This is a genomic window from Bacteroides sp. UBA939 (genome assembly GCF_002293435.1).
GTDB lineage: Bacteria > Bacteroidota > Bacteroidia > Bacteroidales > Bacteroidaceae > Bacteroides.
On sequence record NZ_DBDF01000002.1, the window covers coordinates 23,674 to 36,682 of the forward strand.

Sequence of the window (13,009 nt, forward strand, 5' to 3'; positions counted from 1 at the left end):
AATAGAGATAGTTCTGATAATCAATAGAGATACTCCTAATAATCAATAAGTATACTCCTAATAATCAATAAATATACTCCTAATAATCAACAATATAAATAGCTTGCAAAACTTAAACTATATAGATCGTGGATTAAGTATTTTTTTCTCGTATCAGAACCTTATCAGAACAGTACCCAATCCTTACCTTCTCCGTGTCTGCTCCATGTCCTATAGAGAGGAGTTGGTAAGGAGCGGGTAAGGAGCAGGTAAGGAGCAGGTAAGGAGCGGATATTATTAAATTTTTCCTAACTTAAAGTTCTTTGGGTTCTTACCCTTAAAGTCTTTAAAGTAAAGTTTTATCTCACGCATATCTTTTTCAAGATCCCCTGTCGGCATCACAGCTTTGGTAGACGTTACCGTTTTGGTAGCATAATCTATACCGATCAGCATGATGGGAACCTGCGCTCTATGGGCTATGTAATAGAAACCTTTCTTCCAATTCGGATTCGGTTTACGCGTTCCCTCAGGCGTTATGGCCAGGTGGAACTTTTTGCTTTTGGCAAACTGGTCGGCCATCTGGTCTACTAACGACGTTTTATGCTTCCGGTCAACAGGTATGCCTCCTGCCACCTTGAATAACAATCCCAGCGGGAAAAAGAACCATTCCTTTTTCATCATGAAACTGGTTTTCCGTCCGATGGCGCCGTAAAATAGCTTGCCAATAAATAAATCCCAATTAGAGGTGTGAGGTGCCGCGCAGATTACGCATTTATCATAATCAGGTACCGTCACGTTCGTCTTCCATCCCAAAATGCGATAGTAGATAAATCCGTATATTGCTTTCTTCATTCCGGATGTTTACTTCAGTTCAGTTATTCCTTTAACAATCTCGTCCACCTTTATATTAAAGTCTTCATGAAACTTTTTATAATATCCTTTTGCATTTTTGGATTCAGTGTGGCTGATACGGCTAACGAATTCGTCCTGCATATTCAGGACTGCCGTCATCAGTTCGTCTGCTTTGTTTTTATCGACTCCCGGTACGAACAAACCGTTTATCAAACACTCCGTGAACAGTTCTCCTGCAATATAATTAACATTCTTCTTTAGTTCTCTTCTACTTGCCATAATCTTTACTTTTTTAGTGAATAATTTGAAATATTTCCGGTAAAGGTAAGTACTTTCTATGGTATAAACCAATATTTCGTGTTTTTTTTGAGGGACGCATCCTTTCATTATTCAGAAAAAAAAGCGAAATTTGCAACGTTTTTGAACAAAACTATACTAACACCTTTAAATAATTAGATAAAATGACTAAGAGTGCATTGCAAATTGCAAGGGCTGCATATCAGCCCAAACTTCCAGAAGCGTTGAAGGGAGCCATCCAGGCAGTAACCGGCGCAGCTACACAATCAGTAGCCGACCAGGAAGCTATCCGGGAATTGTTTCCTAATACGTACGGGATGCCTTTGATTAAGTTTGAAACAACGAGCGAAGTTATTAATTTCCCTGCAGTCAATGTAGGCGTTATCCTCTCCGGAGGTCAGGCTCCAGGTGGGCACAACGTGATTTCCGGTTTGTTTGACGGTATTAAAAATATGAATCAAGACAGTAAACTGTATGGTTTCATTCTTGGTCCCGGTGGTTTGGTTGACCATAATTATATGGAACTGACTGCCGACATCATTGACGAATATCGCAATACGGGTGGCTTCGACATTATCGGTTCGGGACGTACGAAACTGGAAAAAGAAGAACAGTTTGATAAAGGCTACGAGATTCTGAAGGAATTGGGTATTAAGGCGCTGGTTATTATCGGCGGTGACGATTCCAATACGAATGCTTGTGTGCTGGCTGAATACTACGCTGCCAAGGATTACGGTGTACAGGTAATCGGTTGCCCCAAGACTATCGACGGTGACCTGAAGAATGAGATGATTGAAACGTCTTTCGGTTTCGATACAGCTTGCAAGGTTTACTCTGAAGTTATCGGTAACATTCAGCGTGACTGTAACTCGGCGCGTAAGTACTGGCACTTCATCAAGCTGATGGGACGTTCCGCTTCTCACATTGCGTTGGAATGCGCTTTGCAGGTTCAGCCTAACGTGTGTATTGTGTCGGAAGAGGTTGAAGCAAAAAACATGTCTCTGGATGATGTTGTGACATACATTGCCAAGACAGTAGCCGAGCGTGCCGCACGAGGTAATAACTTCGGTACGGTTCTGATTCCCGAAGGCCTTGTTGAATTTATCCCGGCTATGAAGCGCCTGATTGCCGAATTGAACGACTTCCTTGTCAACAATGCCGAAGAGTTCTCACATATTAAGAAGTCACACCAACGTGATTACATCATCCGTAAACTTTCTGCGGAGAATTCAGCTATCTATGCCAGCCTGCCCGAGGGAGTTGCGCGTCAGTTGACTTTGGATCGTGACCCGCATGGTAACGTACAGGTGTCTCTTATCGAAACAGAGAAACTGCTGTCTGAAATGGTTGCTACCAAGCTCGCCGCCTGGAAAGAAGAAGGTAAGTTTGTGGGCAAGTTTGCTTCCCAACACCACTTCTTCGGTTACGAAGGCCGTTGCGCTGCTCCGTCCAACTATGATGCCGACTATTGCTACTCATTGGGTTACACGGCATCGGCTTTGATTGCGAATGGTAAGACAGGATACATGTCGTCCGTACGCAACACTACCGCTCCTGCCGATCAATGGATTGCAGGTGGTGTGCCTATCACGATGATGATGAACATGGAACGTCGCCACGGCGAGATGAAACCGGTTATTCAGAAGGCATTGGTGAAATTGGATGGCGCTCCTTTCAAAACATTTACCGCCCAGCGTGAAAGATGGGCTGTGGAAACGGATTATGTATATCCGGGACCTATCCAGTATTTCGGGCCTACGGAAGTTTGCGACCAACCGACGAAAACGTTGCAGTTGGAACAGGCGAAATAATCTTTTGAGATGCTTTCAGTTATAATATCCTTGTGTGATATTGGGCTGAAGTATCTCTATTCCCCTCCTCCTGGGAGGTTGCTCTCCCCCGATAACGGGGTAGCCGGAGGGGGTTAGTGCCCAAAGGGCGGGGTGGTAGGTGAGAAAAATATTCCTTAGTTTTATGATTATTAGGTATTTTTTACCTACCACCTCCTCCTATGGGTACTCCTCTTCCCGGAAGGAGGAGGATATACCTTAATGAAAGAAATCAAATTATTTGTCAGCGAAGCTAATTGAATTACTGTTTCTTTCCTTTCTAAACTATATTTATTATTGTCGTGTATGGCAGACAAGAAACCTCGTAATACTACTTCTCGTCGGAAACCTGCTACGCATTCCGCTACGCGTCCTGTCCGTTCTGCGGCATCTGCTGCTAATCGTACCCCTGCGCGTCGTGGCAAGAAGAAACTCAAGGTGGGCGTTACGATGCCCGCATGGTTACGTGCTATGATTTCCGTAGGTATAATTGCCATCTTTTCCGCCGGGTTTTATTGGTTTTTTGTTCGTCCATACGCTTACCGTTGGAAGCCTTGCTACGGTCAGAAGGGATACGGTGTCTGTATGCCGTGCAATTATGAAGTGCATGGCATTGATATTTCCCATTACCAGGGCAGTATAGACTGGGCGGAGTTGACCTCGAACCGGGCATCCCGTTTTCCGATTCATTTTGTTTTCATGAAAGCTACCGAGGGGGGCGACCATAGTGACGATACTTTTCCGTTTAACTTTGAACAGGCTCGTCGCTACGGTTTTATCCGCGGGGTCTATCATTTCTTTTCCCCTAAAACAGACCCTGACAAACAGGCTGATTTCTTTATCCGTACCGTCCGGCTTACTCCGGGCGATTTGCCGCCTGTACTTGATGTGGAAACTATCGGTAAGAGTTCACCCCGTGATTTGCAGGTTGCTGTCAAAACATGGCTTGACCGCATAGAGGCGCACTATGGTGTGAAACCTATCCTTTATACTTCTTATAAATTCAAGGAACGTTATCTCAGTGATTCCATATTCAATACTTATCCCTATTGGATTGCCCATTATTATGCGGATTCTGTGGAATACGAAGGTCCGTGGCACTTCTGGCAACATACCGACGTGGGCAATGTCCCCGGTATCAAGGAAGAAGTAGACCTGAATGTGTTTAATGGTACGTTGGAAGAACTTGTAGGGATGACGTTGCGGTAACATCTTTTTATAGATAAACAAACAGTGAAGGCTTATAGATAAACAAATAGCAAAAACGAAGAAGTATGAAAAAGACTAAGAATAAAGGATTTACCCTCAACGATTATCTGAAAGCGGCAAAGAAAGGAAGTCGTGAGGCAGAGATGGAATTGCTTGGCCCCGGTTTTCATGCCGTACACCGGGTGCATGGCTCGAAGAAGACTTATACGCGGAAAGCGAAGCATAAGGGAAAGGAGGAATAAACCCGCGTCATCCGCATTATCTGCGGATGAGAGATGGTAGACTTAAACTTTTTAACACAACTTTTCGAGGAATGCGATCGGCTTTAGCTCCTCTAACTCCTAAGCAAAGCGATAATTCCTTAACTCCTGATTTACATCTATTACTTTTCGAATTTCACCGCTGCCCAACGGTTCTTCTCCTGATGATGTATAAAATGTAATCCGTTACGCTCGGCTTCTGCTTGGATAACAGGGATGTCGTCTACATAAAATCCGCTCATAAGTAGTTGGGAGTCTTTGTTCATGCAACGTACATAGTGCTTCATATCGTTCAGCAGGATATTCCGGTTGATATTGGCAATGATTACGTCGAACGGGCCTTGCTTTTCCAAAGAAGAAGCGTCTCCCTGGAATACGGTAATGTTGTCCACACGGTTTAGTTCTATGTTTTCGAGAGAATTGCGTACGCACCATTCGTCAATGTCGATGGCTGTACAAGGCTCTGCACCACGCATACGGGCAAGAATGGCAAGAATAGAGGTGCCGCAACCCATGTCAAGTAAAGACTTTCCTTGCAAGTCACTATCCAGCAATTCACCAATGATGAGGCTGGTAGTCTCGTGATGTCCCGTACCGAAAGCCATTTGTGGATTGATGATGATATCATACTCTGCCTGGGGAACATCATTGTGGAACGTACTATGGATTACACAACGGTCACCGATAACAATGGGCTGAAAGAAATTCTTTTCCCACTCTTCATTCCAGTCTTTCTCTTCGACTTCTTTATACGTATATTCAATAAGTGTGTCAGTCAAAGGAAATTCTTTGATGGCGCTTTTTATGGTTGCTTCATCAAATAAATCTTTCTGTATGTAGGCGGCAATACCATTTTCCTGTTCTATAAAACTTTCGAAACCAACCTCGCCTAAGACGGCGGCAAGTACATCGTTGACTGTCTCCGTGCAGGGAGTAGTGTAAAAGGTAAATTCTAAATATTTCATTGGAATACAATTTATTGATAAATGCAGAACTCCTTTCTATAACTTTCCGTAAGGCGAACCGACTTCTTTGTATATTTGTTTATTAGCTGCAAATGTACGGGAAATCATTTGTATTTTATGCCGGCTGAGTGAAGAAAGCTATTGATTCTTTAGAGGAAAGATGGGTAATAGGGAAATCCCTATAATCATTTGGGGAAAATCTTCCGTGAACGGTAAATCCTGTCATTATCTTTGTGACGTGAAATAATGAATTAAAGTAGAACTTATAAATTACACGTATATGAAAAAGATTGTTTTATTATCGCTTTTTGCCATGTGCCTTCCCTGGATGGTTTCGGCACAGAGCGTAAATGACGACCTTTACTACATTCCTTCAAAAGACAAGAAGGAAAAGAAGGAAGAGAAACAGGAGAAGCAGACCGTAAGGATTGCTCCGGCTGAAGAAATTGTAGTAAAGTCGAATGCGCCGACAACGGTCTATACGTCGCCGGGCAATACAACTATTGTTGTGCAAGACCGTAAAGGGAATACTCGTGATGTAGACGAATATAATCGTCGCTACTCTTCCAGAGAGAATGATTTTGTTATGGAAGACGATACTCTGTATATTAAAGAAAAGGCAGTGCCCGATCCGGAAGGTGAATGGGTAGGAGGCTTCGAGGGTTCGCAGGATGATTATGAATATGCCATGCGTCTCGTGCGCTTCCGTAGCCCGCGTTATGCCATAAGCATCAGCAGCCCGTATTATTGGGATGTTGTTTATGGCCTGAATTCTTGGGACTGGAACGTATATACGGATGGAATGTATGCTTATGCATTTCCTACTTTCTCCAACCGTTTATGGTGGGATTGGCGGTATAACTCCTATGGCTGGGGAGGCCCTTCTTATTACGGTTGGGGTGGCTATTCTCCTTATCATGGTTGGAATAACTGGTCTTATGGTTGGAACGACTGGTCTTATGGCTGGGGAGGCTTCTACGGTGGTTGGAGTTGGGGACACCATAATCATTATTATCCCGGTGGAGGCTGGTACTCCGGTAGCGGATCCTGGGGAGGTAACCATAGGGGCAATGGCGTATACACAAACCGTCGTCACAATGGAACACGTACCTCAACAGCTCGCCGTACAATCGGTACTAATAGAGCAACAGCTACTGCCAGGCCAGGTAGAGGCGGACAAGTAAGACGTGGCGAAAGCGGAGCTACCCGCCGGGTTGTAGGAACACGCACTGCCAATGAACGTCCGGGAATGACTACCCGTACTGATGCAGCTTCTTCAAGACGTTCTACTTATACACGCCCAAGTAGTACGCGAAGTACTTCTCCTTCAAGTAGTAGTAATGTAGAAAGCACACGTAGCAGTAGCCGTGGTAGCTCTGCGAAACCTTCTTCTTCGGGAAGTAGCACCGTACGTGGAACTTCTTCGCGTAGCAGTAGTAGCCCGACATATAGCCGTGGCAGTTCACGCAGCAGCAATAACAACAGTTCCCGCTCTTATGATAGCGGTCGCTCTTCTTCTTCCCGTTCTTCTTCTACTCGTTCTTCCAGCAGTTATTCGTCAGGAAGCAGTTCGCGTTCGAGTGGCAGTAGTTCATCCGGCAGCAGTAGCAGCGGCAGTTCTTCACGTTCCGGCGGCGGTGGAGGTGGTAGCTCTTCACGTTCCGGCGGCGGAAGAAGATAATATTTGAATGTTTCACTCTAATTGAATGAATTATGAGAAAAATAATGATGACAGCCCTTGGTATGCTCGTTTCAGTAGGCGTAGGGGCACAGACAATATATGATGCAACGAACATGGCGAGTAAAGATTTGAACGGAACAGCTCGCTTCGTGGGTATGGGTGGCGCTATGGGAGCGTTAGGTGGCGACATCTCAACCATCGGTACAAACCCTGCCGGTATTGGTATTTACCGTAGTAATGACATAATGACCTCTTTCGGTTATTCAAGTTTGGATACTGAGAGTAAATACCCAGGTAAAACACTTGGCATGGGTAGAAACCATTGGAACTTTGATAATGCAGGTTTTGTACTCTCTACAAAAGTCGGTAACTATACCTCTTTACGTTATGTGAACTTCGCCTTTAATTATCAGAAGGTAAAATCCTTTAATCGTAATATGACTACGGCAGGTGATTTGGGAGGTTATTCGCAAACATACCAGATGGCTGCTATGACTGATGGGCTTTCTAAAGATATATGGGATCAGTTTAATCCGTTTGATCATAATGATATCGGTTGGTTGTCCGCATTAGGATATGATGGATATCTGATAAATCCGAATACTACGACTGATATTCCTCCATATACCTACTATACAAGTACATTAGGTCGTGACGATAGACCGTATCTTCGTGAGTTCCGCTCAAAGGAGACCGGCGGCATTAACCAGTTTGATTTTAATCTCTCTCTTAATTTTAATGACCGCTTCTACCTTGGTATGACTTTCGGAGCCTATGACGTGAATTATAATAAATATACATTGTATGATGAGGATTTCCGTACGCCAAACGGAGAAGCTACAGGTGCCGGTTATGAATTGGAGAGCTTTAATAAAGTAACCGGTTCCGGTTTTGATGTTAAGTTGGGTGCTATTTTACGTCCTTTTGAAGATTCGCCTCTGCGTTTGGGATTAGCCATACACACTCCAACGTTTTATAAATTGACATGGGCAACTTCTGCACTCTTGGTTTCTGATTTATATAATGATGTAGATGAAATTGTAACTGCTACGGTAGACAGTTATGACTACTTGGATGATGAAGATATGAATTTTAAATATAAATTAAATACTCCGTGGACTTATAATTTGAGTTTGGGATATACGGTAGGCAGTCAATTGGCTTTGGGTGCGGAATATGAATATAAGGATTACTCTGCAATGAAATTCCAATATTCGGATGGTGAGAAAATGACGTGGGAGACGAATGAAGCCAAGATTGGTTTGAAAGGCGTCAGCACATTTCGTATTGGTGCGGAATACAAAGTGATACCTGAATTTGCATTACGTGCCGGGTATAATTATAGTAGTCCGGCTTTCAAGAGTAATGCTGTTAAAGCTTTGCCGATAAATTCTATCAATACCGATACGGATTATTCCAATCTTAAGTCGTTGAGCAATTATACTTTGGGTATCGGTTATAGAGGTTCTTCGTTCTATGCTGATTTAGCTTATAAGTATTCGGTACAGAAATCGGATTTCTATCCGTTTGTTAATCCGGTAATGGTTGAGGATGGAGATGAAGAAGTATGGAATTACGTATCTCCTGAAGAGGCAAAAACAAAGGTAACCGATTCTCGCAGTCAGGTAATATTGACTTTAGGTTTTCGCTTTTAAATAAGAAACTGTTCTCACAAAATAATGCAGAACAAAACAGTTTCTGAATAACGATATAGAGCAAATAATTTCTTATTGCAAATAACTTGTGTGTTAAATTCAAATCTCCGGAGGCTGTGATTGCGAACTCCGGAGATTTCTGTTTCTGTCTATATGGCTTTAGTATCTTATTTTATCTTCTTTTGCTGCCCATGCCTCAAATGCTTTTATGGCTTCATTATGTAACAAGACTTCTGAAGGCAATTTACGGTCAGCAGGTTTTAAAGCTATTTCATCGTAAATAAAGGAGTCATCAAAGCCGATGTTCTTTGCGTCAGTCTTGTTGTTTCCGTAATATATCTTATCTAATCGTGCCCAATAGATGGCGCCAAGACACATAGGACATGGTTCGCAGGAGGTATATATCTCGCATCCGCTAAGGTTGAAAGTCCCTAATTTGGAAGCTGCAGCACGAATGGCACTGACTTCGGCATGTGCTGTGGGGTCACACAAAGCTGTGACCCGGTTTGTACCGGTAGCTATAATTTCTCCATCTTTGGCAATGATGGCGCCAAATGGGCCGCCACCGTTAACGATATTCTCCGAAGAGAGTTCAATCGCTTTTCTCATAAGTTCTTCCTTTGTCATAACATTAGGATTAGTTTAGACAAAACAAAGATAATAATGTTTCCGGTATTTTCCAAAATTGCAAATCGTATTTGATTTCAGCTAACAAGAGGCTACCACCAACAATTTCTACTTGAACACAAAACCGTTCGAACATAAATCCGTCTCGTGAGACGAATAAATTCATCTCACGAGACGGATTTTTTTGTCTCATGGGACGAATAATTTCGTCTCACGAGACGAATTTTTTCGTCCCACGGGACGAATATAGATTACCAATACCAACCTATGCCGATAGATGCCGGATAGAGTTCAGGCCCTTTATTCTTTTCAAATAAGGAAGTGAGGGCGAAGCGGGCATTAAATCCCAGACAATCGTAACCTGCCTGCAATAGCAGATTCAAACCGAGCGGATGCGTATTCAGCTTATCGCTCAACGTATGTTTCTTACTCTCATATTTAGCTCTGGATGTGATTCCTAAACGCCATTCCAATTCAGGTCCCGCTGCGATGAATGCACGGCGACTGCCGAATTTTGTTTGCCATTCCAGACTGACAGGAAGACGGAAAGCCCAATAGCGTAACCAACTTTTCTGATACTCTATATCATCTTCCGCCGGACGGCAAACGGTGATGCCGTCCGCTTTCTCAAAACCATAGTTATTGTCCAGCTTATAAACCATGCGTGCAAAACCGAGGGTAGTGGTCAGTCCCCAATGGTTGCCTGGGGTAATGGCTACACCGGTATTGAATAGGTTGATGCCCCATTCCCAAGACTTGGAACCGAGTTGGGGTACTTTGGCAGAGTATTGGAAGTTGCTTCCCGACAGTTTGTTGAAGCCGAAATAGACAGCAGGATAATGAGGGTCGAAGCGATAATAACCTTTTTTCTTTTTCACGAAAGGTACGGATACGGTGGTTGTCTGTTCGATGCTGCGCCCGTTCAGATACACGCCCTCGAATACTTGTGTATTTTCTATTGTGTCATTTTCCGCTTTGGTTTCGTACATCTTCACCTTGATTTTGCCGTCATGTTCCTTGATAATCACTTTCCGTCCATTGAGGTAAAGTGTAGTGTCTTGTGGAATACTTTTTTGCGCCATAGTCGTTATGGAAACCATGAGCAGAAATAAGAAGAAAATTTGTTTCATAAGATTTTATTTATTTGTGAGTTATAGTTTTCAGAGTGAGTATTTACAGAATCTTAATACGGGGTTATTCCTTACTGAATATTAGTGTGACAAGGTCGTCACTGTCTATATTGCCTTCGATATAGATAAGTGTAGCCTCACCTTTTTTCCCGAGACGGAAGAGGATAAAGCGGTTGACATTACCTTGCAACGGGGGAAGTTGATAATATCCGGATTGGATATATCCGTCGGTTACCACTTCTTTTATCTTTTTGGCGTGTTCACGGTCAACCTCCAGGCTCCGATAAATATCGGGGAGCGCCCTTTCCGCTTTTGACAATTTCAGGCTTTGGTAGTGGGTAATATCCCAGTTCTTGGATAGCATCTTGGAAAGTTCCACGTATGTGGCACCCTTTTGTTTGCCGTATTTCTGGAATACGGATGCTATTTGTAATCCCTTCTGGGCGTAGATGCCGGTACTGAATAAGAGCAGCAGGCAGCATAGCAGGGTGCGGATGAGCTTTTTCATAATCGTATCTGTTAGTTCTTTATTTTTTCAAATTTATTCAAACATCAGGTCAAGCACTTCATCTTCCGTAGTTCGCATGTCGTGGAATGCGGCAAGTGCCTGTTCATGTATCAGATTGGTATCCGTATATTGTTTACCGTCGATGATAACATAGTTTTCCGGAGTGGGGTGAAGGTATTGATGTGTTCCGGCAATGCCGATAAGCAATAAAACTCCGGCGGCTACTCCACCCAACATGTAGAATATGCGGCGGCTGATAGCTGGTTTTCGGGCAACAAGAGTCTCCTTTTCCCGGAATTGTTTCGCTTCCTGTTCCAAACAGGCAAACAGAGGGCGATACATCCGTAGATGTTCCGGTACGCTTTCTGTTATGAAAAAGCGGCGTAATTCGCGTTCTTCTTCGCGCGAGGTCTGCCCCTCGAAGTACCGGTTTAATAATTCTTCTATCTTCATGCTTGTTTCCTCCTTGTTCTTTCTTGTATGGTTTGCAAGTAAACTTCTCTCACCTTTTTTCTTGCTCTGGACAGGTTGCTGCGGATAGCTTCCGGATTGCAACCTGTGATGTCGGCAATTTCTTCTGTTTCGTATTCCTCAATATCCTTCATCCTTATGATGGTGCGCTGCAATGTCGGCAACGAGTCTATGATTTCACGCATCAGGCGAATTTCGTCTTTTATTTCCAGTAACTGTTCCGGAGTTCCTGAGGAATTAGCGGCTTGTACATATTCTAATGGTACGTCGTCGGTACGTTTGGTGCGCCGTATATCCATGCAGAGATTATGAGTGATGGTCATGGCAAACGCTTCAATGTTGCGGTATTGTTCCAACTCAAGCCTTTTATTCCATAGCTTGAGCAGGACTTCCTGCACGGTATCTTCCGCATCATCCGGATTTTCAGTCAGTTTCCGCGCATAGTTTAATAGCTTACTGCGGAGAGGAAGAACTGTTATTTTAAACTGTTTGAGTTCCATTTACATTGATAAGACGAACGGGAAAAGAGAACGTGACATCAAAAATAAAAAAAAGTGTTGTGCAAAGCAAATAAATAGCAGGTGGGGATGATTACTGCAAATACAGCATTCCCGGCCATGCAGAAAATACAAAGTGTAAGCAGATTCTTTATTTAAGTTTCGCATGTTTTTTATCCTGACCGTCTCAAGGTATCACCCTGTACCTTTGCTTGGCTTCGTCACGACTGCACCGGTTGAAGTGCCACCATTCGCTGCCCAAGGCGCGAAAGCCCGCAGCGCGCATTACGCCGCGCAGCAACTGCCTGTTCGTCTGTTCCTGCGCGGTGATTTTTCCGTTCTTTACCAACGCGGCTTCGTTCGTGATGTGCGATTCATAGCCCAGGTGGTCTACCCTTGTCCCCATCGGCAAGGCGTTTCCCGCTGCATCTAATATGCTGACATCTACTGCCAGACCATAGTTATGCAGTCCTCCGCCACGCGCCGGGTTAGCCACGTAGATGTATTTGGGGGTTCCTTTCACCAGATTCCACATCTTCTGCTGCACACTCATGGGGCGGGCGGCGTCGTAAACAATCAGCCGGTAGCCGGGATGACGTAGCCGTAGCTCCCGCTGCGCCTGCAGCAACCCCTCCAGGGCGTCGGGATGAAGATAAGCTTCACGTAAATCATCGTATAGAATCTGCCCGGTGAAGTTGTCGGCACGGGTGTACATAAGGTCAATGGCGATGGTGCTGTCCGCTTCGGCAATGTTAACGAAGCCGAGAGCTTCCATGCGGCGGGAAGTCTCGCCCGGTTGCGCTGCGAGAGGGAGAAGCCAGAAAGCCGTCAGAAGATAAAATAACTGTTTCATGCGATGCCTGTTGTAGCGGCAAAGATATGAATTATCAACGAATTACCCGTGGTTTCCCTGTATATAGATTCTGTCTATCGATACATGGGTTTTATCGGTTGGAGAGAAACAAAAGGAATTCTACTTTTGTTGTATTGCTAAGTCAATGTTCATAATTAGTTTATACTATAATTCTTTAGACGCGGATAACGCGGAT

Annotated in this window: 14 protein-coding genes; 5 read left to right on the forward strand and 9 right to left on the reverse strand. The window is 43.9% G+C overall.

The annotated features are described in order from the left end of the window. Positions 1–276: 276 nt before the first annotated feature. Together B2Z67_RS00270 and B2Z67_RS00275 are read right to left on the reverse strand one after the other, a co-directional pair. Positions 277–831 carry a 1-acyl-sn-glycerol-3-phosphate acyltransferase gene (locus B2Z67_RS00270; protein ID WP_291527808.1) on the reverse strand — a complete coding sequence of 185 codons (555 nt, stop codon included), beginning with the start codon at positions 829–831 and terminating at the stop codon, positions 277–279. A 9-nt stretch (positions 832–840) separates the two neighbouring features. Then, positions 841–1,110, reverse strand: a complete 270-nt coding sequence (locus tag B2Z67_RS00275; protein WP_291527809.1) for a hypothetical protein — start codon at positions 1,108–1,110, stop codon at positions 841–843. Between the two features lie 182 nt (positions 1,111–1,292). On the opposite strand from B2Z67_RS00275, the gene B2Z67_RS00280 reads away from it, so the two are divergent. From B2Z67_RS00280 to B2Z67_RS00290, 3 genes are all read left to right on the forward strand, one after another. Beyond that, a complete protein-coding gene (locus B2Z67_RS00280; protein ID WP_291527810.1) occupies positions 1,293–2,939 on the forward strand; it encodes a diphosphate--fructose-6-phosphate 1-phosphotransferase in 1,647 nt (548 codons plus the stop codon). A gap of 324 nt (positions 2,940–3,263) precedes the next feature. After that, entirely contained in the window at positions 3,264–4,166 is a 903-nt protein-coding gene (locus B2Z67_RS00285) for a glycoside hydrolase family 25 protein (RefSeq protein WP_414630760.1), read from the forward strand. 65 nt (positions 4,167–4,231) lie between these two features. Continuing rightward, positions 4,232–4,408, forward strand: a complete 177-nt coding sequence (locus tag B2Z67_RS00290; protein ID WP_291527811.1) for a hypothetical protein — start codon at positions 4,232–4,234, stop codon at positions 4,406–4,408. A gap of 140 nt (positions 4,409–4,548) precedes the next feature. Here B2Z67_RS00290 and prmA read toward each other — a convergent pair whose 3' ends face one another. Beyond that, positions 4,549–5,391, reverse strand: coding sequence for a 50S ribosomal protein L11 methyltransferase (prmA, locus tag B2Z67_RS00295; protein WP_291527812.1), 843 nt, complete (start codon positions 5,389–5,391; stop codon positions 4,549–4,551). A gap of 280 nt (positions 5,392–5,671) precedes the next feature. Between prmA and B2Z67_RS00300 the strand changes: the two genes are divergently transcribed. After that, a complete protein-coding gene (locus B2Z67_RS00300) occupies positions 5,672–7,072 on the forward strand; it encodes a hypothetical protein (RefSeq protein WP_291527813.1) in 1,401 nt (466 codons plus the stop codon). 32 nt (positions 7,073–7,104) lie between these two features. After that, entirely contained in the window at positions 7,105–8,727 is a 1,623-nt protein-coding gene (locus tag B2Z67_RS00305; protein ID WP_291527814.1) for an OmpP1/FadL family transporter, read from the forward strand. A 159-nt stretch (positions 8,728–8,886) separates the two neighbouring features. On the opposite strand, the gene B2Z67_RS00310 is transcribed toward B2Z67_RS00305, so the two are convergent. The 6 genes from B2Z67_RS00310 to B2Z67_RS00335 form a co-directional block, all read right to left on the reverse strand. Continuing rightward, complete coding sequence (locus B2Z67_RS00310; protein ID WP_291527815.1) at positions 8,887–9,354, reverse strand: nucleoside deaminase; 468 nt, start codon at positions 9,352–9,354, stop codon at positions 8,887–8,889. A 251-nt stretch (positions 9,355–9,605) separates the two neighbouring features. Continuing rightward, the gene (locus B2Z67_RS00315; protein WP_291527816.1) at positions 9,606–10,484 is read right to left on the reverse strand and encodes an outer membrane beta-barrel protein; all 879 of its coding nucleotides are present in this window, start codon (positions 10,482–10,484) and stop codon (positions 9,606–9,608) included. A 64-nt stretch (positions 10,485–10,548) separates the two neighbouring features. Beyond that, the gene (locus B2Z67_RS00320) at positions 10,549–10,992 is read right to left on the reverse strand and encodes a DUF6108 family protein (RefSeq protein WP_291527817.1); all 444 of its coding nucleotides are present in this window, start codon (positions 10,990–10,992) and stop codon (positions 10,549–10,551) included. A gap of 33 nt (positions 10,993–11,025) precedes the next feature. Further along, on the reverse strand, positions 11,026–11,445 hold the full coding sequence (locus B2Z67_RS00325) for a hypothetical protein (RefSeq protein WP_291527818.1): 420 nt from the start codon (positions 11,443–11,445) through the stop codon (positions 11,026–11,028). Further along, a complete protein-coding gene (locus B2Z67_RS00330) occupies positions 11,442–11,963 on the reverse strand; it encodes an RNA polymerase sigma factor (protein ID WP_291527819.1) in 522 nt (173 codons plus the stop codon). Before B2Z67_RS00330 ends, B2Z67_RS00325 begins: the two co-directional genes overlap by 4 nt. A 184-nt stretch (positions 11,964–12,147) precedes the next feature. Beyond that, positions 12,148–12,813, reverse strand: coding sequence for a M15 family metallopeptidase (locus tag B2Z67_RS00335; RefSeq protein WP_291527820.1), 666 nt, complete (start codon positions 12,811–12,813; stop codon positions 12,148–12,150). Positions 12,814–13,009 lie beyond the last annotated feature (196 nt).

Bases quoted from the DNA above. Each gene is read 5' to 3' on its own strand.
- B2Z67_RS00270 (WP_291527808.1), bottom strand. From the start codon at position 831: ATGAAGAAAGCAATATACGGATTTATCTACTATCGCATTTTGGGATGG.
- B2Z67_RS00275 (WP_291527809.1), bottom strand. From the start codon at position 1,110: ATGGCAAGTAGAAGAGAACTAAAGAAGAATGTTAATTATATTGCAGGA.
- B2Z67_RS00280 (WP_291527810.1), top strand. From the start codon at position 1,293: ATGACTAAGAGTGCATTGCAAATTGCAAGGGCTGCATATCAGCCCAAA.
- B2Z67_RS00285 (WP_414630760.1), top strand. From the start codon at position 3,264: ATGGCAGACAAGAAACCTCGTAATACTACTTCTCGTCGGAAACCTGCT.
- B2Z67_RS00290 (WP_291527811.1), top strand. From the start codon at position 4,232: ATGAAAAAGACTAAGAATAAAGGATTTACCCTCAACGATTATCTGAAA.
- prmA (WP_291527812.1), bottom strand. From the start codon at position 5,391: ATGAAATATTTAGAATTTACCTTTTACACTACTCCCTGCACGGAGACA.
- B2Z67_RS00300 (WP_291527813.1), top strand. From the start codon at position 5,672: ATGAAAAAGATTGTTTTATTATCGCTTTTTGCCATGTGCCTTCCCTGG.
- B2Z67_RS00305 (WP_291527814.1), top strand. From the start codon at position 7,105: ATGAGAAAAATAATGATGACAGCCCTTGGTATGCTCGTTTCAGTAGGC.
- B2Z67_RS00310 (WP_291527815.1), bottom strand. From the start codon at position 9,354: ATGACAAAGGAAGAACTTATGAGAAAAGCGATTGAACTCTCTTCGGAG.
- B2Z67_RS00315 (WP_291527816.1), bottom strand. From the start codon at position 10,484: ATGAAACAAATTTTCTTCTTATTTCTGCTCATGGTTTCCATAACGACT.
- B2Z67_RS00320 (WP_291527817.1), bottom strand. From the start codon at position 10,992: ATGAAAAAGCTCATCCGCACCCTGCTATGCTGCCTGCTGCTCTTATTC.
- B2Z67_RS00325 (WP_291527818.1), bottom strand. From the start codon at position 11,445: ATGAAGATAGAAGAATTATTAAACCGGTACTTCGAGGGGCAGACCTCG.
- B2Z67_RS00330 (WP_291527819.1), bottom strand. From the start codon at position 11,963: ATGGAACTCAAACAGTTTAAAATAACAGTTCTTCCTCTCCGCAGTAAG.
- B2Z67_RS00335 (WP_291527820.1), bottom strand. From the start codon at position 12,813: ATGAAACAGTTATTTTATCTTCTGACGGCTTTCTGGCTTCTCCCTCTC.